Here is a 25,456-nt window from a genome sequence, read left to right on the forward strand (position 1 = left end):
TCTATAATCCTGCCATAATGCTGACCAGCGGAAGCATTACGGACAATAAGATAATGCCGACGATCACGGATAAGATGATGACGAGTGTCGGTTCGATCGCAGCGATCATTCCGGCCATCCTTACATCAATATCTTCATCATATTGATCTGCGATCTTCTGCATGATCTCTTCCATGGAACCGGTACGTCCGCCGATGGACACCAGTCTGGCGTAAAGTCCGGAGAATATGTGATTGCTCAAAAGTACTTCACTGAAATCATTTCCGGATGAAAGCTCTTCCCGGCATTTTTCCAGCCTGGTACGGAATGCATGGTCATCGATCAGATCCATAGTAAGGTTCAGACATTCTTCCGGCGGAAGACCGCTGCTTAACGTAAGTGCCATACCGCTGGCGAAGCGGCGGGCAGAGATCTTCTCATATAACTGTCTGGAATTCTTAAACTTTCCAAAGAAAGACTGGAAGTTCTGAGACCGCTTTTTCGAAAAGCATATGTAGAAAATCATTCCTGTCAGTACGGCAAGAATCAGAAGAAAGACTGCAATATGACGGTTCAGGAACTGTCCGATATTCAGGATCACAAGGGAAATGCCGGACATACTGCTTCCGAGCTGGATAAATACCTGATTGAAGACCGGCATTACTTTCATGATCAGGAGCAGGATGACAAGCAGCATCATGACGATCATGATCAGCGGATAAGTAACCGCACTCTTGATGGATTCTGCCAGAGAATCCTCTTTCTCATAATAGACGGACAGGGAATCCATAACATCATCCAGGCGGCCGGTCTGCTCACCGATCCGGACCATAGAGATCATGTAGTCCGGATAAGCGCGTGTATCTTCCAGTGCCTGTGTCAGGCTTCCGGTCTGCATAAGTGTATCATTGACCGCAGAGAGTAATTCCTTCTCGCCTGCATTCTGTGAATCTTCCAGCATGATCGAGATCCCCTCGATGGAAGAGATACCGGATCTTAAGATCATGGCGGTCTGGGAACAGAAAGCGGCAATCTCTGTATTGGAAAGTGGAGTGAATGTTTTGTCTGCCATAAAAGTCTCCTTTCATATCCCATCATATATGGCCATATAGAATACTACATATTTCATGGTGGGATTAATACGTATATTTTACAATATAATGACTGCCGTCGCCGACATATTTCTTAACAGCGGCACTGTCGTTGGTTGCGGCAAGGGTTGGATCCATGATCTGCCAGGTATCCCCGTTGAACTGGATGATATCATCTACCCAGCCTTTGTCATCAATATATGTGCTGATCCAGGCATGGTAGGCATTTCCGGAGTAACCGACTTCCAGTTTGGTCGGAATATTCTGTGACCGCAGCATGCTTGTCATAAGTGCCGCATAGTCAAAGCATATCCCTTTTTTGGAAGAAAGCGTATCATCAATATCCGGGACATATCCGTAAGATACGTTCTGCGCTTTTTCTGTGTCGTAAGAAATGTTTTTAATCACATAATTGTAAATGTTCTGTACAACATCCAGATCACTGTAGGTGTCTTTTGCAAGATCGCTGCCTTTGGAGACAGCCTTCGAATCTGTATGGAAGTTCACATATTGATTCGGATACAGGAAAGGAAGGAATTCATCTTCGATGCTGACGTTGATGGATTGGGCAAGTGAGACGGTATAAGTGTCACCTGCGACATTTTCCAGAACCTGTAAGGCATAGGAGCCATTTCCGGCTGTCAGCGGGAATGTATCATATGCTCCGCGGTCGCTGATCAGGTAAGTATAACAACTCTGATCGGGACATGTGATCTGAAGCTTTACTTTTTCATTTGTTCCATTGTATTTCACCATAACATAGCCCTGCGAAGTATTCGATGTATCAATGGAAGCAAAATCATTCTGATAAACGGTAACCCCGTCAGCTGACGGGGTTAACACTTTGGGCGTTGAATCTCTGGGGGGACCGGAGTGTTCCTTCCGGGATGCGGAAGAACTGCCGGAACAACCCCCAAGAAGAAGGCAGAATATGGCGATAAGTAAATAGGATAAATGTAATCTGTATTTCATATCTGCAATCCTCCTGTGTATTTATAAATTGTCTGTTAATTATTATCGACCGGTGAGAGCAGAAGTACCAGCTCGTTTCCGGCGTTATCCGGAATCGTAACGGTTACAGGTGCGTCCGGAACCGGATATACAATCATTCCGGTTTTTGTGTCAAAGTGATCCGGTGCGTATCCGCCGATATTCGGATAGTCGATACCGGAATAGGTATCCATAACTTCCAGGTAGATATAACCGTCTTTGGAATAAGAATCCTTAAGAACCGGCTTTTCTTTGTCGAGATGACGGACCTTGTAGAACCTGGCGGCCACCTGTCCGTTGAAAGAGACTGCTTTGATCTTCAGTGTTCCGTTATCGGAAATCGCAGCCTTGAATTCCTTTGAACCCTCTTCCTGAAGCCGGACCGGAGTCCCGTTTATGGTGGCACTTACGGAATGTAAAGGAAGCAGTGTCTTGATATGAATACTATATATGGCATCCGAAGCGGATTTGACATCCGTTCGTTCTGCGATGATCGATGGCCGGAAGAACATAAGCGGAAGCAGGATCAGGACGATCAGGAAAATGTATGCCAGAGTCCGTCCGAGATTGAAGCCGTGCTTTTTATAATTTCCCCAGGATTCCAGGACTTCGACCGGGACTACGCTGGGTTCCATATCGCATGCGGCAAATACATTATCCAGCAATTGGTTCGCTGTCTGTGTATCCAGTTCAGGAATGTCAGTATGTTCTGTGTTGTTCAAAGAAGAATTATCCGGATGAAATACAAGGGTGGCGTTTTTATTCAAACCAATCGCCTCCCATCTTATTTTTCAGCAGTTTCTCAAGTAGTTTTTTGCCTTTTACAAGTCGACGTTTGATCGTGCTGTGGCTGCAGTTCATGGCATCGGCAATCTCATCGATACTCATATCGTTGAAATAACGCATAATAAGTGCCTGTGCATATTGCGGTGGTAATTCGAGAACAGAAGCCATGAGTACGGGGTGGTCGAAATGATCCATGAGCTGCTTTTCCGGATTGTGTGTCATGGAATCCGGCTGCAGATGCGGATCCTTTTCCTGCGTCATCTCCGTAACATGGTTAAGCTCTTCTTCATGACGGCTGTTCTTCTGACATACATCAAAACAGGTGCGGAATGTAATCTGGTTCAGCCAGGAGACGAAGAGCCGGGGATTCTTCAGGGTGTTGATATTTTTCAGCACCAGAATGTATACATCCTGAAGAATATCCTGTGCGAGATAAGCATCCTTTGCATAACGATAGGTAAAACGGTACTGCTTCTGATATGTGGCGGTATAAAGTTCTGCAAAAGCCTCACTATCACCGCGCTGAGTCTTGAGAACAAGTTCGGCGAGATAGTTATAATCTAATTCATCCATAGAACAGTACCTCCTTGGTTAGTGCGCGATTGTTTCATCGGAAATTCTATTATAGGCAAGAGCAATCAACTGGGTAATTTCAGCAAGGTGTTCTTCGCTGTTCTTTGCAATACCGATCCGATATTCAATGGAAATGGCAGAAGGTGACTGGTTGTGCTGCTTAACACGGTCGGCAATCCGGGCGAGGAAAGTATTCAACTGGTCATCTGTGCAATTTTCAAAGATTGCAAGAAATTTATTGCCGCCGTTACGTCCCACAAAACAAAGGGACAGCGCGGAGGCAGACAGGATATTGGAAAAATCTTTTAATAACATATTTCCGGTCGCATGATCATAAAGTTTGTTCACGGACGAAAGATTGGAAAGATCTATCATCACACATGTCAGATTGTCAGGAAGCGTTGTGTCATAATACTTTTCAATGATCGTATCACAGCTGAAACGGTTCGGGATACCGGACAATGGATCGGAATATGCAACGCCGTATAAATTGTGATAGTTTAATTTGACCGATGAAAGGATACTGAAATCAATCAGAAGAAATACATAACTTGCAAGTAATACGATCCAGATAATGATGAACAGTATCGTTGCGGGAGTTGATGCAAAGATATACTGCTTCACTTCCGGCTGCATCAAAAGATATACACTGATCAACGTTATCAAAATCAGTAAAGACAATTGTACAATTTTAAAAATATTGAATTTTTTCATAACTTCCCTGCTTCTTTTTCAAAAATGGATATTTTCATATCTGTGGTATAGATCTGTATGAACAATTTCAGTATAACATAAACTAGCCGTTTTGATAAATAAAGAATAACATAAACCCGGATTATTCATGTCTGCTGTGAATAATCCGGGTTTATGTTATCAATTATCTGATTTCTTTAACAAATGATATTTCCGCTTTTCCTCATACATTTTTTCATCCATATGCATCAGGAACACTTCGGCATCATCTTCAGATCCAAATTCTGCATATCCCATGGAAACGCTTAGAGTGAATGGTTCTATCCCGGATTCATTGAAACGGGATAGGTTATTATGAATCTCTTTCATTGTGGCCAGGACACTTTCTTCCTCAACACCTGACAGTAATACAATAAACTCATCTCCCGCATAGCGGATTGCCATACCGGCAGCTGGTATAGATCTAAAAAGTATATTTCCCAACGTACAGATAGCCTTATCTCCCATACTATGACCAAAATTATCATTAATATATTTAAAGGCGTTTACATCCATCATGATTCCATATAAAGATTTACATTTCATAAATTTCCTTTCAGAAAGTACTGCATTAAGATATCTCCGATTATATAATCCGGAAAGTTCATCCATATATAAATTCTCGGCATATGTCTGCATCTGCACAAATATCAATGCGATCGCAACTAACACCCATGACGATGTGATTCCGTAAAAAAGGAACTGGATAAGCACGCCTGCAAAACAGGGACCGACGAAATATATCACGGGAAAGAAATTCACATTAACTCCCTGTTTTTTGGAATGATACACCAGATAGATGCTGTAAGCAAAATATAATATAAGTGAGATATATCCTACCAGTGAACCGGCAGTTCGCTGATATACATTCTCCTTAGATATTTTAAACATAATCCCTGTTCCGGGCAGATTACATAAAACCATAATTACTTCTACGATCCAAGGAAACATTACAACTCTTACTTTTTTGAATATTCTCTTATAATTCCGGTAAATGCGTAATTCTACATACAGACACCAAAGCAGACCTATGCTGACGGTACCTATAAAACATATGCTGTTGGAGATATAATTGATCTGTCTACAGCCGGTAAATTGATTCCCATCTACCAGAAAAGCAATTGTCTCAGACAATGCCCCCGCTAAGTTCACTATTGCCATTCCGTCATATAGTTTGTCTTCCTCATGGAGACTTTCTCTGTTTTTCCGTCTGCAAAGCAAAAGAAACCACATCATTAGCACAGTCAAGCCGTTTGCTATCAATATTTCTTCTATAACTATTATTTCTATCACCTTCCTATCACCATGTTTTTTTATTATATCTCCGTGTTTCCTTCAAAACAATACATATCCTGGATTATTCATACCTTTTACGTGAAAGCTGGTAAAAATCACTTAGTGATTTACACGAAGACTGCTTCATTTTTTCTGAACATTAAGGCAGGGAAAAGGGGCGGCCGTTCTTTTTTGTTGAGTTAACCGGGGAAAAGGATTATAATAGAGAACGCGTGGAATAAGACGCAGGAAAGACAGGAAAAGGACAAAGGATAGAATATGGAGATAGATGCAATCAAGAAGAAAGTGTTGGAAGATGTAGATCCCGAGACGCGCAGAAAGAAAAAGAAAGAGATGCGCGTCCAGAGACTGATCGTGACATTGCAGTTCCTGGGGATAGCAGCAGTGGTGATCCTGATCTTCTATATACTGATGGGAATCTCGACTGTTGATGGGAATTCGATGTATCCGACACTTCATGACAAGAACATCGTTATATATAACAGAAGATGTAAGGAATATAAGGCCGGAGACATCGTGGCGATCGCCCGGCCATCCGGAGAGGATTATGTAAAGCGGGTCATAGCTGTGGCCGGAGACATGGTTAATATCCAGGATGGCAAAGTATATGTAAACGGAGAAGAAGTAAGATACGACGGAGAGATAGGAACGACAGAAAAGAAGTCGTCAAAGATCACATATCCACTGAGAGTCGGAGACAAAGAGGTATTTGTCCTCGGAGATAACAGAGAAGTATCCAGAGATTCGCGGGAGATCGGAACGGTGAAGGTGTCCGATATTGAAGGAAAGATTGAGTGGTATATGGGAAGACCATAACGAAACGACAGAGGAGAATAGAAATTATGCGGGGGAAAAAACAGATAGCAGCCGTAGTTCTTGCGGTGATACTTGCGGTGGCAGCAGGGATGCCGCACAGTACGGTATATGCGGAGCCGGACAGCACCGGGAATGCGCAGGCAGCAGACGCAGCGGCAGATGATACCCAGAAAGAAGAGAAAAAAGAAGAAGACATGACTCCGGAAGAGCTGGAGAAGAAGGCAGAAGAAGATGCTTATAAGATGGAGATCCAGTCGAACAGCTGGAAGAACTGGCCGCAAGGACCGGGAACATACGGAGAAGCAGCGATCGTGATGGATGCAGGAACCGGAAGTATCTTATATGCGAAGAATATTGACGGGCATGAATATCCTGCCAGCATCACAAAAGTTCTGACCAGCCTTATCGCATTAAAATATGGTAGCCTGTCAGACCAGGTAACATTTTCGAATGACTGTATATCTTTTATGCAGCCGGGAGATTCTTCCGCAGGATTAAAAGAAGGAAATGTGATCTCACTGGAACAGGCGTTGTATGCGACACTGCTTGCCTCGGCAAATGAAGCAGCCTATGCGGTTGCGGAAAATGTCGGGAAGAATGCCGGGCACGATTACAACTGGTTCATACAGCAGATGAACGAGGAGTGCAAAAGTCTCGGCGGAAAGAACTCGAACTTTGTCAATGCGAACGGGCTTCATGATGACAATCATTATACCTGTGCGCGTGACATGGCTTTGATCGGCCGGGAGATCTGGCGTTATCCGGAATTCTTAAAGATCTGTCAGGAGCAGAGTTATACGATCCCGGCATCCGATACGACGGAAGAGCACGTATTTCCGCAGCATCATAAGATGCTTATAAAAGAAAATAAAAATTATTACCAGTATGCGGTCGCAGGAAAGACGGGATATACATCCAATGCCTTATCCACACTGATCACCATGGCTGATAACGGCAATATGAAACTGGTATGTGTCGTACTCAGGACACATGGAGCGAATATATATCCGGATACAAAGAATCTGTTCGAATATGTATTTAATAATTTCCAGAAGATTCCGGTGGCAGATGAGAAGAAACCGGCAGAAGTAAAAGAATTCATAACGGCATCGGATGAAAGTGAGGACGCCGGATCCGCACAGACGGGCGGGAATGAGTACCAGCCGCTGGAAGATGGCTATGTGATCCTGCCGAAGGATGTCTCATACAAAGATACAGACTATGAGATTACAGACGTAGATGAAAAGACCGGAAAAGGAACGATCCAATATACTTATGACGGACATCCGGTAGGAAGTGCGACAGCAAAGTTCACGGAAGAATACCTGCAGAAAATAAGTACAGGGAAAGAACGTGTGGATAATAAGAAGGAGAATGTGGATAACTCCGGGACAACGAAGAACTCCGGTGGAAAATTAAGCGCAAAGAGCATCTGGACGAATTTCGTGCAGAAAGCAAAAGCAGCATGGGCGTTTGGCCAGAAGAAATATGCCGGGAAATCGGCTTCGGAACAATATATGATCGCCGGAGGATGTGTGGCACTGGTGATCCTGATCGTCAGCCTGATCGTTGTATTGATACGCCGGAGAAGATAAAAGACAGAGGATACATGAAAAATAAGGTAAAACCCCTTGACGGATTTTAGGATTGTTGCATATAATAAAGGGTGTGAAAAACGCTGACGAAGACAGTAGGATATAACAGAACGCAGCAGCGAGCCGGGGATGGTGGAAGTCCGGTGCAAGTAAGATATATCTGAATATCACTTCTGAGTTGCAGATTTTGAAAGGTTTCGGTAAGTGACTGAGTAAAAACTGACGGTATTCCTCCGTTACAGGGAAGACATATGATGGTATGTTAGGTGGTTTATAAACGTAAGTACAGCTTTCGTCCTATACAGGGCGGAAGCTTTTTTTAATTCTATGTTTTAATTTTATGGAGGTAAATATGTATAAGAAAGTTTCTACGGATCTTAATTTTGTAGACAGAGAAAAACAGACAGAGAAATTCTGGGAAGACAATGACATCTTCAGAAAAAGTATGCGTGACCGTGAAGGCAACGAGATTTATATGTTCTACGACGGTCCTCCGACAGCCAACGGAAAACCGCACATCGGACACGTTCTGACACGTGTTATCAAGGATATGATCCCGAGATACCGTACCATGAAGGGATACGAAGTTCCAAGAAAGGCCGGATGGGACACACACGGACTTCCGGTAGAGCTGGAAGTTGAGAAGCTTCTCGGACTGGACGGAAAAGACCAGATCGAAAAATACGGTATGGAACCATTCATCAAGAAATGTAAAGAAAGCGTATGGAAATACAAAGGTATGTGGGAAGACTTCTCTAATACCGTAGGTTTCTGGGCTGATATGGATGATCCATATGTAACATATGATAATAACTTTATCGAGTCTGAGTGGTGGGCACTCAAGAGAATCTGGGACAAGAAGCTCCTGTATAAAGGATTCAAGATTGTGCCATACTGTCCTCGCTGCGGAACTCCGCTTTCTGCACAGGAAGTAGCACAGGGCTATAAAGATGTAAAAGAACGTTCTGCGATCGTTCGTTTCAAAGTAGTAGGAGAGGATGCATACTTCCTCGCATGGACAACTACACCATGGACACTTCCATCCAACATCGCACTCTGCGTAAACCCGGAAGAAGACTATGCGAAAGTAAAAGCTGCCGACGGCTATACTTATTACATGGCTGTTGCACTTCTCGATACCGTACTTGGCAGACTTGCCGATGAAGAAAACGGAACAAAAGCATACGAGATTCTTGAGACATACAAAGGTAAAGATCTCGAATACAAAGAATATGAGCCATTATACCAGTGTGCTTATGACTGCGCTTCTAAGCAGAACAAGAAAGCATTCTTCGTTACATGCGATACTTATGTAACACTGACAGACGGTACCGGTGTGGTTCATATCGCTCCTGCGTTTGGTGAAGACGATGCCAAGGTCGGACGTAGATATGATATGCCGTTCGTTCAGTTGGTAGACGAAAAAGGTAACATGGGAGAGACGACTCCGTTTGCCGGATTATTCGTTAAGAAAGCTGATCCGGAAGTATTAAAAGACCTCGACGGACGCGGACTTCTCTACGATGCACCGAAGTTCGAGCACAGTTATCCACACTGCTGGAGATGTGATACACCACTTATTTACTACGCTCGTGAATCATGGTTCATCAAGATGACAGAAGTAAAAGATGACCTGATCGCCAACAACAATACAATCAACTGGATTCCGGAAAGCATCGGTAAAGGACGTTTCGGCGACTGGCTTGAGAACGTTCAGGACTGGGGTATCAGCCGTAACCGTTACTGGGGAACTCCACTGAATATCTGGGAGTGTGAATGCGGACACCAGCATTCGATCGGAAGCATCGAAGAGCTGAAAGAAATGTCCGACAACTGCCCGGATGAGATCGAACTTCACCGCCCATACATCGACGAAGTAACGATCAAGTGCCCATGCTGCGGAAAGCAGATGCACAGAGTACCGGAAGTTATCGACTGCTGGTTCGACAGTGGATCTATGCCATTTGCACAGCATCACTATCCATTTGAGAATAAAGAGTTATTTGAAAAGCAGTTCCCGGCAGACTTCATCTCCGAGGCTGTTGACCAGACACGTGGATGGTTCTACTCACTGCTTGCAATCTCTACACTGATCTTCAACAAAGCACCATACAAGAACGTTATCGTACTTGGACACGTGCAGGATGAGAATGGTCAGAAGATGAGTAAGTCCAAGGGAAATGCAGTTGATCCGTTCGACGCACTGGAGAAATACGGAGCAGATGCGATCCGCTGGTACTTCTATGTCAACAGTGCACCATGGCTTCCGAACCGTTTCCACGGAAAAGCCGTTGTAGAAGGACAGAGAAAGTTCATGGGAACATTGTGGAACACCTATGCGTTCTTCGTACTGTATGCGAATATCGATGATTTCGATGCAACAAAATACACACTGGAATACGACAAGCTGTCCGTTATGGATAAATGGCTTCTGTCTAAGCTCAATTCCGCAATCAAGGCAGTAGACTATGACCTGTCCAACTACAAGATCCCGGAGGCTGCAAAGGCACTTCAGAGCTTCGTAGACGATATGAGTAACTGGTATGTAAGACGAAGCCGTGAACGTTTCTGGGCTAAGGGAATGGAACAGGATAAGATCAATGCTTACATGACTCTGTACACAGCACTGGTTGAGATCTGTAAGACGGCAGCGCCGATGATCCCGTTCATGACAGAAGAGATCTATCAGAACCTGGTAAGAAGCGTGGACGAGAACGCTCCGGAAAGTATCCATCTGTGTGACTTCCCGGTTGTAAATGAAGCACATATCGATACAGAACTGGAAGCTAATATGGACAATGTTCTGAAGCTGGTTGTTATGGGACGTGCATGCAGAAATACTGCAAATATCAAGAACCGTCAGCCGATCGGACAGATGTATGTAAAAGCTGATTTTGAAGTACCGGAATTTTACAAAGACATCGTAAAAGATGAATTAAATGTAAAGAATGTAACATTTACACAAGATGTTCGTGACTTTACTTCATATACTTTTAAACCTCAGTTAAAGACAGTGGGACCAAAATATGGTAAAATGTTAGGAGGTATTAAAGCAGCACTCGATAACCTCGAAGGAAATGCAGCAATGGATGAGTTAAATGCTACAGATGCCCTGAAGCTTGATATCAATGGACAGGAAGTGACTCTGTTCCGCGAAGATCTGTTGATCGAATCTGCACAGATGCCGGGATATGTATCTGAGAATGACAACGGAATTACAGTTGTTATGGATACAAACCTTTCCGAAGAACTTCTGGAAGAAGGATTTGTACGTGAGATCATCAGTAAAGTACAGACCATGCGTAAGGAAGCCGGATTCGAAGTTATGGATAAGATCGCAGTATCTTATGAAGGTACAGAAAAAGCAGAGAAAGTATTTGCAGACAATGCATCTACGATCGCAGATGAAACACTTGCACTGGAAGTTACAAAAGCAGTACCTGCAGGCTACACGAAAGAGTGGAAGATCAATGGAGAAGCTGTAACGATCGGTGTGGAAAAGAGATAATCAAAGCCCAGTTTGTTAGAAGGGAAGTAGAAAATGTATAATCCAAGATTTGAAAAAGACGTATTTAAAAGAGATGTACGGAACAATGTAAAGACATTGTTCCGTAAGGAAGTAGAAGAGGCAACTCCGCAGCAGTTGTTCCAGGCAGTTTCTTATGCTGTAAAGGAAGCCATCATCGATGACTGGCTTGCAACACAGAAACAGTATGAGAAAGACGATCCGAAGACCGTATATTACATGTCCATGGAATTCCTGCTCGGAAGAGCTCTCGGAAACAACCTGATCAACATGACGGCATATAAGGAAGTAAAAGAAGCTCTGGAAGAGATGGGAATCGACCTGAACGTGATCGAGGACCAGGAGCCGGATCCGGCACTTGGTAACGGTGGACTCGGACGTCTGGCAGCATGTTTCCTGGATTCTCTTGCAACACTGGGATATGCATCTTATGGATGCGGTATCCGTTACCGTTATGGTATGTTCAAGCAGAAGATCAGAGACGGCTATCAGGTAGAAGCACCGGATAACTGGTTAAAAGACGGCAACCCGTTCGAGCTTCGCAGACCGGAATATGCGAAAGAAGTACGTTTTGGCGGAAATATCCGTGTGGAATACGATGAGACAGGAAAGACACACTTCGTTCAGGAGAACTATGAATCTGTAATGGCGATCCCTTATGATTATCCAATCGTAGGATACGGCAACCACATCGTGAATACACTTCGTATCTGGGATGCAGAAGCGATCGTAGACTTCCAGTTAGATTCTTTTGACCGTGGAGATTATCACAAAGCCGTTGAGCAGGAGAACCTTGCGAAGAATATCGTAGAAGTGCTTTATCCAAATGATAACCACATCGCAGGAAAAGAACTGAGACTGAAACAGCAGTATTTCTTCGTATCAGCAAGTATCCAGGCTGCAATTACAAAGTTTAAAAAGAAACATGGTGATATCAGCAAACTGCCGGAGAAAGTAACATTCCAGATGAATGATACACATCCGACAGTAGCAGTAGCAGAGCTGATGCGTATTCTTCTTGATGAGGAGAATCTCGGATGGAATGAAGCATGGGATATCACAACAAAATGCTGTGCATATACGAACCATACGATCATGGCAGAAGCACTTGAGAAATGGCCGATCGATCTGTTCTCAAGACTCCTTCCACGTATTTATCAGATCATCCAGGAGATCGACCGCCGCTTTGTCGAGCAGGTAAGAGCACAGCATCCTGGTAATGAAGAGAAAGTAAAGAAGATGGCGATCCTGATGGACGGTCAGGTTAAGATGGCACATCTTGCAATCGTTGCAGGCTATTCTGTCAACGGTGTTGCAAAGCTGCATACAGAGATCCTGAAGAACCAGGAACTGAAAGATTTCTATCAGATGATGCCGGAGAAATTCAACAACAAGACCAATGGTATCACACAGAGACGTTTCCTTATGCATGCGAACCCGCTGCTTGCCGACTGGGTAACAGAGAAGCTCGGCACAAAAGAGTGGATTACAGACTTGTCCAAGATGAGCGGACTGAAGGAATGGCTGGATGACGAAGAGGCTCTGAAAGAATTCATGACGATCAAGTTCAAGAACAAAGAGCGTCTTGCAGCTTACATCAAAGAGCACAACGGTGTAGAAGTAGATCCAAGATCAATCTTCGATGTACAGGTAAAACGTCTGCACGAATACAAACGTCAGCTGCTGAATATCCTGCATGTAATGTATCTGTATAACCAGATCAAAGAGCATCCGGAGATGTCCTTCTATCCTAAGACATACGTCTTCGGTGCAAAGGCTTCCGCAGGATATATCCGTGCAAAAGAGATCATCAAACTGATCAACTCAGTTGCGGATGTGATCAACAATGACCGCAGCATCAACGGCAAACTGAAAGTTGTATTTATTGAAGATTACCGCGTATCGAACGCAGAGCTGATCTTCGCAGCAGCAGATATCAGTGAGCAGATTTCTACAGCTTCCAAGGAAGCTTCCGGAACAGGTAACATGAAGTTCATGATGAACGGTGCACCGACACTCGGAACGATGGACGGAGCGAACGTAGAGATCGTAGACGAAGTTGGAATCGACAATGCATTTATCTTCGGACTGAGTGCAGACGAAGTTATCAACTATGAGCAGAACGGTGGATACAATCCATACGATATCTACAACAACGATCCGGATATCAGAAGAGTGGTAGACCAGCTGGTAGACGGAACTTATGCAAACGGTGATAAAGAGATGTATCGTGACCTTTACAACAGCCTTCTGAACAATCAGGGTGGTGCAAGAGCAGATATGTACTTTATCTTAAAAGACTTCCGTTCTTATGCAGATGCACAGGCCCGTGCAATGGAAGCTTACAAAGATACAGACAAATGGGCTAAGATGGCTCTTAAGAATACCGCTTGTTGCGGTAAGTTCTCGGCAGACAGAACGATCCAGGAATATGTAGATGATATCTGGCATCTGGATCATGTTGTGATCAATGAGGATGAACTGGAATATTAAAAAAAACCCTCTCATACCTTAAGGTATGGGAGGGCTTTTTTGTGCCAGTGGGGACGGGGAAAGTGGCTCTGCCGTCGGGGAGGTGTGCAATATATGAGACGATACAGGATAATAAGTGAAAAAGTGAAACAGGCCGGCTGCTGGCTGCTTATCATAGTCTTGCTTCCGTATATCATAACCGTATTTATAAATGGACCGAAGATCATCACTGCTTCCAAAGCAGATGAAACGATGGTGAAAATAGAGAAAAACGGAAAGATGCCTGTGGAGGAGTATTGTATCGGAGTGCTGGCCAGAGATATGCCGGCAGATTATGAGAAAGAAGCACTGAACGCACAGGCAGTGCTCATCCGGACAGAAGTATATCGCATGATTCAGGAAGCCGGAGGAGACGGCACACTGCCGGAAGAAGCAGCAGACGAATTCTGGACAGAAAAACAGATGAAATCTGCGTGGGGCATGCGGTATGCGGAAAATTACCGAAAGTTAAAAAACGCACTGGAATCGACTGCGGGACAAGTGCTGTTCTATGGAAAAGATCTGGCAATGACACCATTTTTTAATCTGAGTAACGGATATACAAGAGACGCAAAAGAGGTGCTTGGAAAGGAAGAGTATCCTTATCTGAAAATCGTGGAATGCCCCGTGGATGTAAATGCTGAAAATGAGATACAGACGGTGATACTGGAAGTGAAGAGTGAACAAAAAGGCGAAAATGAGGAAACTACAGGTATTGAAACGCTAGATGTGGAGATACAGGAGACGGATTCCGTGGGATATGTATTGAAGATCCGCGTGGGAGACAAGGTAATGAGCGGGGAAGAATTCAGAAATAAATATCATCTGGCTTCCAGTTGTTTTACGCTGCAGCCTTATAATGGAAAGTTAAGAGTAACCACAAGAGGAGCCGGTCACGGAATCGGTATGAGCCAGTACACAGCGAATGAGATGGCAAAAAAGAAACAAGGATATAGAAAAATATTAAAATATTTTTTTAAAGGAACGGATATAAAAGAAGTGACAGAAATTATAAAAAATGTATAACTACATCACGATCTGGCAAAAATATGGTCAGAGGTGGTGATGAAATGAAGAAAAACGAAAAAACGTCTATGTCCAAACGGCGTGCTACCGTGGCAGCAGTGTTATGTTTTGTGGCAGCAATTGCAATAGCAGGAACATATACATTTAATGATTACAGGAAAACGCAGAAAAATGAGCTGGCGAAGGCGGAAGAAAAAAGCAGGCAGAAAGAGACAAAGAAAGACAACAAAGAGAACAGCGATCTGACAAGAGAAACCGGAACATCAAAAGTAAAAAGTGAGAATACCGGAAGCAGTACAAAGAAAAGCGCAGCAGATGAGAGTACCGTTGATGAGAAAAACGAATCAGACGGAACCGGAATGACAGATCAGTCAGAGCAGAATGGAACGGGAACCCAGGCAACAGCAGGAAAGAGTCATAATATCAACTTTACAGAAGACAGCTACATCCTATGGCCGGTGAACGGGGCTGTGATCATGAGCTACAGCATGGATAAGACGGTATATTTCCAGACGCTGGATCAGTATAAGTATAATCCGGCCGTGATCATCGAAGGTGCAGAGGGAGACCAGGTACTCTGCGGCGCACCCGGGATCATCAAGTCGATCGATGTCAGTGCACAGACGGGAATAACGGTCAATGTAGACATCGGAAACGGATACGAGCTGTTATACGGACAGCTGAAAGAAGTACCTGTGAAGGTCGGGGACTATGTAGAAGCGAAGAGTGTGCTTGGTTATGTGAGCCAGCCGACGAAGTATTACAGCAAAGAAGGCTGTAATGTATATTTTGAGATGCGCAAAAACGGGCAGCCGGTGAATCCGGTGGAGTATACGGCGGATCAGGATTAAAAGAAACGGACAGGGATTCCCGGAAATCCCTGTCCGTTTCTTGTGCGGTCCTTCTTTTTGAGGGGTGGATAAAATTGACTTTCCGCAGGATAACAGATAAAATAAAGTGGATTATTACAGGAAAAATCAGACCGATTGTGGATAAGTGGGGACAACTACATGAATTATACCTATATCATAAAATGTGCAGACAGTACGTTATACACAGGCTGGACAAATGATCTGGATAAGAGGATAAAAGCACACAACAGTGGAAAAGGTGCAAAATACACGAAGACTAGAAGACCGGTGAAGCTTGTGTATTACGAAGAACATGAGACGAAGAATGAGGCAATGAGCCGGGAATATGCGATCAAACAGTTGACACGGAGAGAAAAGGAACTGCTGATCCAAGGAAACGGAAACTTATGTGAAAAAGAGTGTGGATAAGCAGATCGAGATCGGAGAGAAGATCCAGAATGAATTCGAACTCGCGGAATAAGTAAAAATAAATGATATTAAGTGAAAAAAGCTGCCACCGGCAGCTTTTTTCACTTAATATCATTAAAGTACAAAAGCATACATCACCACAAAGTGGCAGGCACTTCCGGCCATCACAAACAGATGAAAGATCTCATGGCTTCCGAAATATTTGTGCTTACTGTTAAAGATCGGAAGCTTCAAAGCATAGATCACGCCGCCAACGGTGTAGATGATACCACCGGCCAGCAGCCATACGAAAGCCGCCGGACTTAAAGAATTCAGCAATTGTGTAAATGCCAGTACGCAGGTCCAGCCCATGCCGATATAAAGCACGGAGGAAACCCATTTCGGGCAGTATACCCAGAATGCTTTGATCAGGATTCCGGCGATGGCAAATGACCATACGATCGCAAGAAGGATGATCCCGGTTCTGCCGCCAAGTACTAACAGGCAGATCGGGGTGTAGCTTCCGGCGATGAGAACGCTGATCATCATGTGATCGATCTTTTTAAGAATGGTATTTACTTTTTTTGATTTATCGAATGTATGGTAAGTTGTGCTTGCCGCATACAGTAAGATCAGACTTGCCGCATACACAGCAATTGCGATAATGTAAATCTTACTTGGTTCGCGTGCTGCTTTTAAAAGCAATGGGATTGCTGCGAATATTGCCATCAGCATTCCGATAAAATGTGTAATCGCACTTCCCGGATCTTTAATGTGTTCTTTTAACTGCTCTGCCATAGTCATGCACCTCCTGAATGTCGAAAATATGACATGTAGTTTTTAATACTATGTTTGCTATATGTGTATATTATACCAGAAAAAGAAAAAAATCAAGCAGAAAAGGAAAATATTTTTAAAATCAAAATAATCCTTTTCCGCTTGATTTTTTACATATCAGGTTCTAATTTATTTTCATTGCGCCAGCTTCTTGGAGAAGTTCCATAGGTATTCTTGAATGCTCTTGAAAAATGTAACTGATTCGGATATCCGACGGCATTTCCGATATCTGCAATGGATAAAGAGGTCAGTTTCAGAAGTTCTGCAGCCTTCGTCATGCGGTAACTGATCAGGAATTCCTGAGGAGATTTTCCGATGGAATCGTGAAAAATCTTTCCGAAATAACTCCGGTTCAGACCACAGAAAGAAGCAATGTCTTCAATGGTAATATTGTTCTGAAAATTTTGCTCAATATAAGATAATGCTTCTTTGATGTAAAAATCGCTGATCTTTCCACTCTGCTTCATGCGCACTGTAGCAGCAGAACGCATGAAATAATCCAAAAAGAGATACAAATGTCCGATTATATGGAACGGTGAATCGGAGGAGGAACCGGAATGTCTGGTAATATATAACATTTCGTTCATCATTTCATTGCGGAGATCTTTCGAACCGGCATGATAGACCGGATGATCCGGACTGAGTCCGGCAGTAGAGACAATCTCTTTGGCACGGAGTCCGTCAAATTCAATCCAGGTATATTCCCATGGGAGATCCTGATCTGCGATGTAAGTATTGATCTGATTAGGAAATAGCATAAAACCCTGTCCGCTTTTCACCTGATATTTTATTGTATTGCCGGAAGAATCGTCGGCCATTAAAGTTCCGGTTCCGGATATCACATAGTGAAAGATATAATGGTTTCTGGCGGCAGGTCCAAAAGAATGGGAAGGTTCACATTGTTCCCAGCCATACTGATAAAGTCCGATATCAACAAAATTTTCATTTGGGAAAACGGAAAATAAAAGATTACTCATAGGAATCCTCCTTTTTAAAACAGTATATACCAAAATGCTAGATGACTTCAATATATAACGGGAAAAATCGCATTTTGCAATAAAACATATAATATGATGATATTTATAGACGCATAAGGGTATGTTACAATTCAATTGTAAATAAAAAATAAAAAAACCTGACGATGAAAACAAGAAAATATCCCGGGAAAGGTTCAAAATCAGGAAGGAACGGAACAAAAGGAGTTTGAAAAACATGCATAGGAAGTACAGGAAACTGGTAAGTGCCGGACTGGTTCTTACGATGGCTGGGGCTATGACGCTGCAGGGATGCGGGCAGAAGGAGAAGACAGGAAAGACAGAAATAGAACTTGTGCAGTATAAGCCGGAAGCAGTAAAAACATTTGAGAAAATAGAAGAAGAATTCAACCGTACACATGATGATATTCATCTTACAATTGAATCTCCGAATGATGCAATGACTGTTTTGAAGACGAGATTTATCCGGGAGGATAATCCGGATATTATTGGAATCGGAGGAGACGTGAACTATTCAAACTTTATCGATTCTGACATGTTGATGGATATTTGCGACTATAAGGGTCTGGAAGATATTAAAGAGGCATATAAAGAAATTGATAAAAATCTGGAATTTGTTCCGGAAAAAGGAACTTATGCGGTACCATACGTTGCAAATGCAGCAGGAATTCTTTACAACAAGGAAATGTTCGAAGAACATGGATGGAAAATACCAACTACATGGGATGAACTCATGAGCCTGTGTCAGGAGATACAGAATGCAGGAATCCAGCCATTTTATTTTGGATTTAAAGATACATGGACTTGTCTTGCACCGTGGAATGCGGTTGCGGTAGATCTTGCACCCGCAGATGTGTGTGCACAGGTGAACCGCGGAAAGACAACATTTTCGAAGAAATATAAAGAAGTGGCAGAACGTATGCTGGAGCTGCTTCCATATGGACCGGATGACCCGTTTGCATATGATTACAACGGGGCGTGTACGGCATTTGCAAAAGGTGAGTCCGCAATGTATACGATCGGAAGTTATGCAATTCCACAGATCCAGACAGTGAATCCGGATATGGAGATTGATTCATTTGTAATGCCGGCAAATAATAACAAGGAAGAAAATAAGTTGAACTCAGGAATAGATCTTCAGTTCTGCGTAATGCAAGACTGCAAAAATAAAGAGGCAGCATATGAAGTGTTAGATTTTCTCCTGGAAGATGAGAATGTACAGGCATATCTGGATGCGCAGAAGGCGGTTCCTTGTAAAGAAGGAGATTTTGAACTGCCATCAACCCTTGAAGGAATGAAAGAATATATAAAAGAAGGAAAAATGTCTGACTATCAGGATCATTATTATCCATCGGAAATGGCGGTAGACGCACAGATCCAGACATTCCTGATGAAAAAAGACAGCAAGGCATTTCTTAAGAAATTTGATACAGACTGGGTAAGATATAATCGTGATATTATCCGTAAAGTGGAAGATTACGAGAAATCGCATAATGACTAAGACAGATAAGTTACTGGTAATACGGAAGTTCAAGGAGTTAGTACGATGAAAAAGAATAAATTAAATGATAGAAAGCGGACATTTCTTCTGATCACGATTCCGATTGTTGCATTATTTTTCTGCTTCAATACGCTGCCGCTGATCAAAGGTGTCATCTATAGTTTTACCAATTTTAAAGGATACGGAAGTTACGACTGGGTAGGTCTTCGTAATTATAAAGATCTGTTTACCGATTCCAGAGTCGGAGGCTCATATATCTTTACATTTAAGTTGGCAATTGCGGCGACAATTTTGACAAATGTATTGAGTCTTCTGATGGCACTCGGACTAAATAGTAAGATCAAGTTCAAAAGCGCACTCAGGGGTGCATATTTTATCCCGAATGTACTGGGAGCACTGGTGGTAGGATACATTTTCAACTATTTCTTTACGTATATCCTCCCTGTATTTGGAAAAATGATCGGAAGTAAGACATTTAGTTCCAGTATGCTTTCTAATACAAATCTTGCGTGGATCGCGATTGTGATCGTGTGTGCATGGCAGTCGATAGCAATGAACACAATCATATATATTTCAGGACTTCAGACGGTTCCGGAGGATGTATATGAAGCAGGTGCCATTGATGGTGCTACAGGATGGAAGAAATTCAGGAACCTGACATTTCCACTGATCATTCCATTTTTCTCTATCAATATGGTTCTGAGTGTGAAAAACTTCCTGATGGTATTTGATCAGATCATGGCATTGACAAAAGGAGGTCCTGCCCAGAGTACAGAATCCATCTCATATCTGATCTATAATAACGGAATGAGTGGTGGACAGTTTGGATTCCAAAGCGCAAATGCAGTTATTTTCTTTATTGTGATTGTAGTGATTTCGGTAATGCAGTTGACTATCACCGGTAAGAAGGAGGAACAGTTGTAATGAAAAAAGTTGGGAAAGAAAGAATAAACTGGCCTGTAACGATTCTTTTGATCGCAGGGCTGATCACTGTAGTATTTCCATTGTATATGACTGTTGTCATTGCGCTGAAGAAACCTTCGGAAATGACGAATGATGTCGCAGGAATCTTATCGCTTCCAAAGCATTTCAGTCTGAGTAATTTTACAGAGGCGATGAAAGTGACAGATTTCTGGAACTCATTGGGAAACAGTCTGCTGATCACAGTTGTGACGGTAGTGCTTGCAATGCTGATCCATTCACTGCTTGGATATGCAATTGCAAGAAATAAGGCACATAGTAAATTTTATAAGTTTATTTATTTTTATGTTGTCAGTGGTATGTTCGTACCTTTTGCAATCCTGATGATGCCGGTCGTAAAACAGACGGCGCAGATGGGACTTGCGAACAGAGCCGGAGTGATCATCTTATATCTGGTATTTTATATGCCGATGAATGTGCTGCTGTATTCCGGATATCTGACAAACATTCCCGGAGCGCTGGAAGAGGCAGCATGCGTGGATGGAGCAAGTACATGGACAACTTATTGGAAGATCATCTTTCCGATCATGAAACCAATGCATGCAACGGTTGCGGTTCTGACAGCACTTGGAACGTGGAACGATGTTATGACACCATTGGTTATTATGTCAGGCACAGGAAAGAACACACTGCCGCTGGCACAGCTTAATTTCCAGACACAGTTTGGAACGAACTATAACCTGGCATTTGCCTCTTACCTGTTGGCACTTCTGCCGATCCTGATCTTCTATCTGATCTGTCAGAAGCATATCTTGAACGGTGTGGTAAATGGAGCTGTAAAATAAGAAAATACAAATCGGAAAAAAGACACAAAAAGGAGACTGGAAAATGGGAATTGTTTACAGTAAATCAGACAGGACATTTACAATACAGACAAAGAATACAACGTATCAGATGCAGGTGGACCCTTATGGGTTCCTCCTGCACCTGTATTATGGAAAGAAAACAGATGGAAGCTGCATGGATTATCTGCTGACGTATTATGACAGGGGATTCTCTGGAAATCCGTTTGATGCAGGGGATGACAGAACATATTCTATGGATGCACTTCCGCAGGAGTATCCTTCCTATGGAACCGGAGATTACAGAAGCACGGCACTGATCGTTGAAAATGCAGATGGAAGTACAGCGTGTGATCTGCGTTACCGTTCGCATCACATTTTTAATGGAAAATATAAGATTCCGGGTCTTCCGGCAGTTTATGCGGATGAGACGGAGAGCCAGACACTGGAGATCGTAATGGAAGATGCGGTTACAGGCGTAGAAGTTACATTGCAGTATGGTGTGCTTCCTGATTATGATGTGATCACAAGAAGCGAGAAGATCGTTTATCGTGGCGAAGGAAAGATATGTATCAGGAAAGCGCAGTCTGCATGTCTGGATTTTGTTCAGGGGAAATATGATCTTCTGACATTTTACGGAAGACATGCAATGGAGAGAACGATGCAGAGAGAGCCGGTCACACATGGAAGTCATGTGATCGGAAGTGTGAGAGGAACTTCGAGCCATCAGTATAATCCGATGATGATTCTTGCGGATGAGAATACGACGGATCAATATGGAAATTGTTATGCAATGTCTTTTGTATATAGTGGAAATTTTAAAGGTGAGACACTGAAAGATCAGTTTGGACAGACACGTGCGCTTATGGGGCTGCAGGATGAGATGTTCTCGTATCCGCTGACAGAAGGAGAAACATTCTATACACCGGAGGTACTTCTTACTTTTTCCGGAAGTGGAATGAACCTTCTTTCACAGAATCTGCACAGATGTATCAGACAGCATATCTGCAGAGGAAAGTACAAAGAAAGTGTCCGTCCGGTTCTGGTGAACAGTTGGGAAGCATCTTACTTTGATTTTGATGGTGATACCTTATACGAACTGGCAAAAGAGGCAAAGCATGCAGGCATTGACATGCTGGTGCTGGATGACGGCTGGTTTGGAAAACGTGATGATGATAACAGCGGTCTCGGGGACTGGTTTGTCAATGAGAAAAAGCTTGGGGGGACACTGGGAGATCTGATAAAGAGGATCAATGATCTGGGTGTAAAATTCGGAATCTGGGTGGAGCCGGAGATGATCTCGGAAGACAGTGATCTGTACAGAGAACATCCGGACTGGGCACTTACTATTCCGGGAAGGAATCCGGTTCATGCAAGAAATCAACTGGTGTTGGATTTCTCGAGAAAAGAAGTTGTAGATCATATATTTGATCAGATCTGTAAAGTCCTGGATCAGGGAAATATTGAGTATGTGAAATGGGATATGAACCGGAGCCTTATGGATGTGTTCTCGAGAGGAACCGAAGATCAGGGAAGAGTCATGTATGATTACGTTCTTGGATTATATGATTTTCTGGAAAGGATCGTGACAAGATATCCGGATCTGCTGATCGAAGGATGCAGCGGCGGCGGTGGAAGATTTGATGCCGGAATGATGTATTATACACCGCAGATCTGGTGCAGTGATAATACAGATGCATTGGACAGATTGCAGATCCAATATGGTACTTCATTCGGTTATCCGGTATCCGCTGTAGGGTCACACGTATCAGCAGTGCCGAATCATCAGACAGGAAGGATCACATCTCTGCATACCAGAGGTGTAGTGGCAATGGCCGGAACATTCGGATATGAATTGAATCTTGGAAAACTTTCCGAAGAAGAGAAGCAGGAGATCCGGTTACAGGTGGAAGAATACCGGAAGTTCGCACCACTGATCCAGACGGGACTGTACTACCGGCTGTCTGATCCTGCGAGGGAGGAATATGCAGCATGGGCATTTGTATCCGAAGATCAGAAAGAAGTTCTTCTGAACGTCGTACTGCAGGAAATTCATGGAAATATGACTGTGAATTATGTAAAGCTTCAAGGATTGAAATGTAGTGCGATCTATCGTGACACGGAAACAGGAAAAATATATAATGGTGCAGCACTTATGGAAGCAGGAATTCCGATGCCTGTGGAAATGGGAGAATTCAAGGCATACCAGATGCATCTGGCAGCAGAAGAGTAGAGTATAAAAATGGGAAAAAGCGTAGAAAAAAATAACAGTATTTTTCAATATAGGTTAGAGAAACATCATGATGAGCTCAGGTGGCTTTACATGGAACTTTATCAGAGCGATGATATGTTCGCGGAATTGTGTTCCAAGATGTATGAGTATTACAGACAACGGAGCAGCAAACTGAAAGAAAGAGATGCAAAAAGAGAGCAGGAAGCCGGCTGGTATCACAGGAAAGATATGCTTGGCATGATGCTTTATATAGATAATTTTGCGGGAAATATGCAAGGTGTAAAAGAAAAGATTCCGTATCTGAAAGAATGCAACATTAATTGTCTTCATCTTATGCCTTTCCTGGATACGCCGGAAGGCAGATCTGACGGCGGTTATGCGGTGGCAGATTTCCGTAAGGTACGCCCGGATCTCGGTACGATGAAGGATCTTGCAGAACTGGCAGAAAAGTGTCATGAGGAAGATATCAATGTGTGTATGGATTTTGTTATGAATCATACGTCAGAAGACCATGAATGGGCGAAGCGGGCAAGGAATGGCGAAGGAGAGTATATGAGCCGGTATTTCTTCTATGATAATAATGATGTGCCGGAGAAATACGAGGAGACAGTGCCGCAGGTATTTCCGACAACAGCCCCTGGAAACTTTACATATCTTCCGGAGAACGGCCATTATGTAATGACGACATTTTATCCGTATCAGTGGGATCTGAATTACCGCAATCCGAGAGTGTTTAATGAGATGATGTATAACTTCCTGTATCTGACAAATCAGGGAATAGATATTGTGAGAATTGATGCGGTGCCATATATCTGGAAAGAACTAGGAACTACCTGCAGAAATCTCAAACAGGTACACACAATCGTCCGTATGATGCGTATGATTGCAGAAATTGTATGTCCGAGCGTATTACTTCTTGGTGAAGTTGTAATGGAACCGGAAAAAGTAGTGCCGTATTTTGGGACGATAGAAAAACCGGAATGTCACATGCTTTATAATGTGACTACCATGGCAACGACCTGGAACAGCATAGCGGCACGAGATATCCGATTGTTGAAAAAACAGATGGATATTCTGAACCACCTGCCGAAACAGTATGTATTTTTAAACTATCTGCGCTGTCATGATGATATCGGATGGGGACTGGATTATGAGACCCTGAAACAGTGGGGGATGGAAGAAATCCCACATAAGCGTTACCTGAATGATTATTTTACAGGGAAAATAGCGGGAAGTATAAGCCGCGGAGAATTGTATAATGATGATCCGGTAACGCAGGATGCACGTTTCTGTGGGACAACGGCATCGATGTGTGGAATTGAAAAAGCCGGATTTGAACAAAACAAAGAAGCAATGGAAACTGCGGTCAGGGAAGATCTTATGCTGCATGCATATATGTTGACACAGTCGGGTATCCCGATGTTATACAGTGGCGATGAACTGGGGCAGGTGAACGACTATAGTTATAAAGAAGATCCTGCTAAGTGTGCAGATTCAAGATACATCCATCGTGGTAAGCTGCAGTGGGAGCTTGCAGAGAATAAGAATGATCCCACAACTGTTCAGGGAAGTATCTTCCAGACTCTTGACCGGCTGGAAAAGATCCGCAGACAGGAAATAACATTTGATAAAGATGCAGATGTGTATACATACGATGTGCATGATGACAGTGTCCTTTGCATATTACGTGAATATAAGGGAAGAAGATTTTTTGGAATATTCAACTTCAGTGATCAGGAGAAGACAGCGTGGATGCAGGAAGATGGAGTATATCGTAATCTGCTGACGAGTGAAAAGATGGAATTAAAAGATATAAGATTAAGAGGGTACGACTTCCTTTGGTGTGAAAAATAAACTGGCCTGTATGGAAATGTTACAACTGGCTGTTTGGACGAATCCACTATCGTGCTAATATATTCAGCAGAATTTATTTTTCATTACATATTA

Annotated in this window: 20 protein-coding genes; 12 read left to right on the forward strand and 8 right to left on the reverse strand. The window is 43.0% G+C overall.

Annotated elements, in window-relative coordinates; genetic code table 11:
• Position 1: 1 nt before the first annotated feature.
• From OCV72_RS08835 to OCV72_RS16640, 6 genes are all read right to left on the reverse strand, one after another.
• Positions 2 to 1,051, reverse strand: a complete 1,050-nt coding sequence (locus OCV72_RS08835; RefSeq protein ID WP_055283266.1) for a type II secretion system F family protein — start codon at positions 1,049 to 1,051, stop codon at positions 2 to 4.
• Positions 1,052 to 1,115: 64 nt separating this feature from the next.
• The gene (locus tag OCV72_RS08840) at positions 1,116 to 2,042 is read right to left on the reverse strand and encodes a transglutaminase-like domain-containing protein (RefSeq protein WP_055283268.1); all 927 of its coding nucleotides are present in this window, start codon (positions 2,040 to 2,042) and stop codon (positions 1,116 to 1,118) included.
• A gap of 35 nt (positions 2,043 to 2,077) precedes the next feature.
• Complete coding sequence (locus tag OCV72_RS08845) at positions 2,078 to 2,827, reverse strand: hypothetical protein (protein ID WP_055283270.1); 750 nt, start codon at positions 2,825 to 2,827, stop codon at positions 2,078 to 2,080.
• Entirely contained in the window at positions 2,820 to 3,419 is a 600-nt protein-coding gene (locus OCV72_RS08850; RefSeq protein WP_055283273.1) for an RNA polymerase sigma factor, read from the reverse strand. Before OCV72_RS08850 ends, OCV72_RS08845 begins: the two co-directional genes overlap by 8 nt.
• An 18-nt stretch (positions 3,420 to 3,437) precedes the next feature.
• The gene (locus OCV72_RS08855; protein ID WP_055283276.1) at positions 3,438 to 4,133 is read right to left on the reverse strand and encodes a GGDEF domain-containing protein; all 696 of its coding nucleotides are present in this window, start codon (positions 4,131 to 4,133) and stop codon (positions 3,438 to 3,440) included.
• A gap of 159 nt (positions 4,134 to 4,292) precedes the next feature.
• A complete protein-coding gene (locus OCV72_RS16640) occupies positions 4,293 to 5,444 on the reverse strand; it encodes a GGDEF domain-containing protein (protein WP_155515222.1) in 1,152 nt (383 codons plus the stop codon).
• A 261-nt stretch (positions 5,445 to 5,705) separates the two neighbouring features.
• On the opposite strand from OCV72_RS16640, the gene lepB reads away from it, so the two are divergent.
• From lepB to OCV72_RS08895, 7 genes are all read left to right on the forward strand, one after another.
• Positions 5,706 to 6,263 carry a signal peptidase I gene (lepB, locus tag OCV72_RS08865; RefSeq protein WP_055283280.1) on the forward strand — a complete coding sequence of 186 codons (558 nt, stop codon included), beginning with the start codon at positions 5,706 to 5,708 and terminating at the stop codon, positions 6,261 to 6,263.
• A 26-nt stretch (positions 6,264 to 6,289) separates the two neighbouring features.
• Positions 6,290 to 7,858, forward strand: a complete 1,569-nt coding sequence (locus OCV72_RS08870) for a D-alanyl-D-alanine carboxypeptidase family protein (protein ID WP_055283282.1) — start codon at positions 6,290 to 6,292, stop codon at positions 7,856 to 7,858.
• 352 nt (positions 7,859 to 8,210) lie between these two features.
• Positions 8,211 to 11,366, forward strand: a complete 3,156-nt coding sequence (gene ileS, locus OCV72_RS08875) for an isoleucine--tRNA ligase (protein ID WP_055283284.1) — start codon at positions 8,211 to 8,213, stop codon at positions 11,364 to 11,366.
• 33 nt (positions 11,367 to 11,399) lie between these two features.
• Positions 11,400 to 13,877: a glycogen/starch/alpha-glucan phosphorylase gene (locus tag OCV72_RS08880; protein WP_055283286.1), complete on the forward strand. Its 2,478-nt coding sequence runs from the start codon at positions 11,400 to 11,402 to the stop codon at positions 13,875 to 13,877.
• A gap of 93 nt (positions 13,878 to 13,970) precedes the next feature.
• Positions 13,971 to 14,921 (forward strand): SpoIID/LytB domain-containing protein, encoded by a 951-nt coding sequence (locus OCV72_RS08885; RefSeq protein WP_172677219.1) that lies wholly within the window; start codon positions 13,971 to 13,973, stop codon positions 14,919 to 14,921.
• Positions 14,922 to 14,965: 44 nt separating this feature from the next.
• Positions 14,966 to 15,772 (forward strand): M23 family metallopeptidase, encoded by an 807-nt coding sequence (locus tag OCV72_RS08890; protein WP_055283288.1) that lies wholly within the window; start codon positions 14,966 to 14,968, stop codon positions 15,770 to 15,772.
• 159 nt (positions 15,773 to 15,931) lie between these two features.
• Positions 15,932 to 16,201, forward strand: coding sequence for a GIY-YIG nuclease family protein (locus OCV72_RS08895; RefSeq protein WP_055283290.1), 270 nt, complete (start codon positions 15,932 to 15,934; stop codon positions 16,199 to 16,201).
• A gap of 114 nt (positions 16,202 to 16,315) precedes the next feature.
• Here the strand turns inward: OCV72_RS08895 and trhA are convergent, their stop codons facing one another.
• Both trhA and OCV72_RS08905 read right to left on the reverse strand, forming a co-directional pair.
• A complete protein-coding gene (gene trhA, locus OCV72_RS08900; RefSeq protein WP_055283292.1) occupies positions 16,316 to 16,978 on the reverse strand; it encodes a PAQR family membrane homeostasis protein TrhA in 663 nt (220 codons plus the stop codon).
• Between the two features lie 149 nt (positions 16,979 to 17,127).
• Positions 17,128 to 17,994, reverse strand: a complete 867-nt coding sequence (locus tag OCV72_RS08905; RefSeq protein WP_055283294.1) for an AraC family transcriptional regulator — start codon at positions 17,992 to 17,994, stop codon at positions 17,128 to 17,130.
• 235 nt (positions 17,995 to 18,229) lie between these two features.
• On the opposite strand from OCV72_RS08905, the gene OCV72_RS08910 reads away from it, so the two are divergent.
• From OCV72_RS08910 to OCV72_RS08930, 5 genes are read left to right on the forward strand one after another with little or no spacing between them, the layout of a single operon-like run.
• Positions 18,230 to 19,513: an ABC transporter substrate-binding protein gene (locus tag OCV72_RS08910; RefSeq protein ID WP_055283296.1), complete on the forward strand. Its 1,284-nt coding sequence runs from the start codon at positions 18,230 to 18,232 to the stop codon at positions 19,511 to 19,513.
• Between the two features lie 45 nt (positions 19,514 to 19,558).
• Positions 19,559 to 20,437 (forward strand): carbohydrate ABC transporter permease, encoded by an 879-nt coding sequence (locus tag OCV72_RS08915; protein WP_055283297.1) that lies wholly within the window; start codon positions 19,559 to 19,561, stop codon positions 20,435 to 20,437.
• Positions 20,437 to 21,279 (forward strand): carbohydrate ABC transporter permease, encoded by an 843-nt coding sequence (locus OCV72_RS08920; protein WP_055283300.1) that lies wholly within the window; start codon positions 20,437 to 20,439, stop codon positions 21,277 to 21,279. The genes OCV72_RS08915 and OCV72_RS08920 overlap by 1 nt, the downstream gene beginning before the upstream one ends.
• Before the next feature lie 43 nt (positions 21,280 to 21,322).
• Entirely contained in the window at positions 21,323 to 23,509 is a 2,187-nt protein-coding gene (locus tag OCV72_RS08925) for an alpha-galactosidase (protein WP_055283302.1), read from the forward strand.
• Positions 23,510 to 23,518: 9 nt separating this feature from the next.
• Positions 23,519 to 25,363, forward strand: a complete 1,845-nt coding sequence (locus tag OCV72_RS08930; RefSeq protein WP_055283304.1) for an alpha-amylase family glycosyl hydrolase — start codon at positions 23,519 to 23,521, stop codon at positions 25,361 to 25,363.
• Positions 25,364 to 25,456: the final 93 nt, after the last annotated feature.

Source organism: Dorea amylophila (assembly GCF_025567265.1).
GTDB lineage: Bacteria > Bacillota > Clostridia > Lachnospirales > Lachnospiraceae > Dorea_A > Dorea_A amylophila.

Coding starts and splice junctions, on each gene's coding strand:
- OCV72_RS08925 (WP_055283302.1), top strand. CDS start 21,323: ATGGGAATTGTTTACAGTAAATCAGACAGGACATTTACAATACAGACA.
- OCV72_RS08930 (WP_055283304.1), top strand. CDS start 23,519: ATGGGAAAAAGCGTAGAAAAAAATAACAGTATTTTTCAATATAGGTTA.
- OCV72_RS08880 (WP_055283286.1), top strand. CDS start 11,400: ATGTATAATCCAAGATTTGAAAAAGACGTATTTAAAAGAGATGTACGG.
- OCV72_RS08850 (WP_055283273.1), bottom strand. CDS start 3,419: ATGGATGAATTAGATTATAACTATCTCGCCGAACTTGTTCTCAAGACT.
- OCV72_RS08855 (WP_055283276.1), bottom strand. CDS start 4,133: ATGAAAAAATTCAATATTTTTAAAATTGTACAATTGTCTTTACTGATT.
- OCV72_RS08835 (WP_055283266.1), bottom strand. CDS start 1,051: ATGGCAGACAAAACATTCACTCCACTTTCCAATACAGAGATTGCCGCT.
- OCV72_RS08920 (WP_055283300.1), top strand. CDS start 20,437: ATGAAAAAAGTTGGGAAAGAAAGAATAAACTGGCCTGTAACGATTCTT.
- OCV72_RS08895 (WP_055283290.1), top strand. CDS start 15,932: ATGAATTATACCTATATCATAAAATGTGCAGACAGTACGTTATACACA.
- trhA (WP_055283292.1), bottom strand. CDS start 16,978: ATGGCAGAGCAGTTAAAAGAACACATTAAAGATCCGGGAAGTGCGATT.
- OCV72_RS08890 (WP_055283288.1), top strand. CDS start 14,966: ATGAAGAAAAACGAAAAAACGTCTATGTCCAAACGGCGTGCTACCGTG.
- OCV72_RS08840 (WP_055283268.1), bottom strand. CDS start 2,042: ATGAAATACAGATTACATTTATCCTATTTACTTATCGCCATATTCTGC.
- OCV72_RS08885 (WP_172677219.1), top strand. CDS start 13,971: ATGAGACGATACAGGATAATAAGTGAAAAAGTGAAACAGGCCGGCTGC.
- lepB (WP_055283280.1), top strand. CDS start 5,706: ATGGAGATAGATGCAATCAAGAAGAAAGTGTTGGAAGATGTAGATCCC.
- OCV72_RS08905 (WP_055283294.1), bottom strand. CDS start 17,994: ATGAGTAATCTTTTATTTTCCGTTTTCCCAAATGAAAATTTTGTTGAT.
- ileS (WP_055283284.1), top strand. CDS start 8,211: ATGTATAAGAAAGTTTCTACGGATCTTAATTTTGTAGACAGAGAAAAA.
- OCV72_RS08910 (WP_055283296.1), top strand. CDS start 18,230: ATGCATAGGAAGTACAGGAAACTGGTAAGTGCCGGACTGGTTCTTACG.
- OCV72_RS08915 (WP_055283297.1), top strand. CDS start 19,559: ATGAAAAAGAATAAATTAAATGATAGAAAGCGGACATTTCTTCTGATC.
- OCV72_RS08870 (WP_055283282.1), top strand. CDS start 6,290: ATGCGGGGGAAAAAACAGATAGCAGCCGTAGTTCTTGCGGTGATACTT.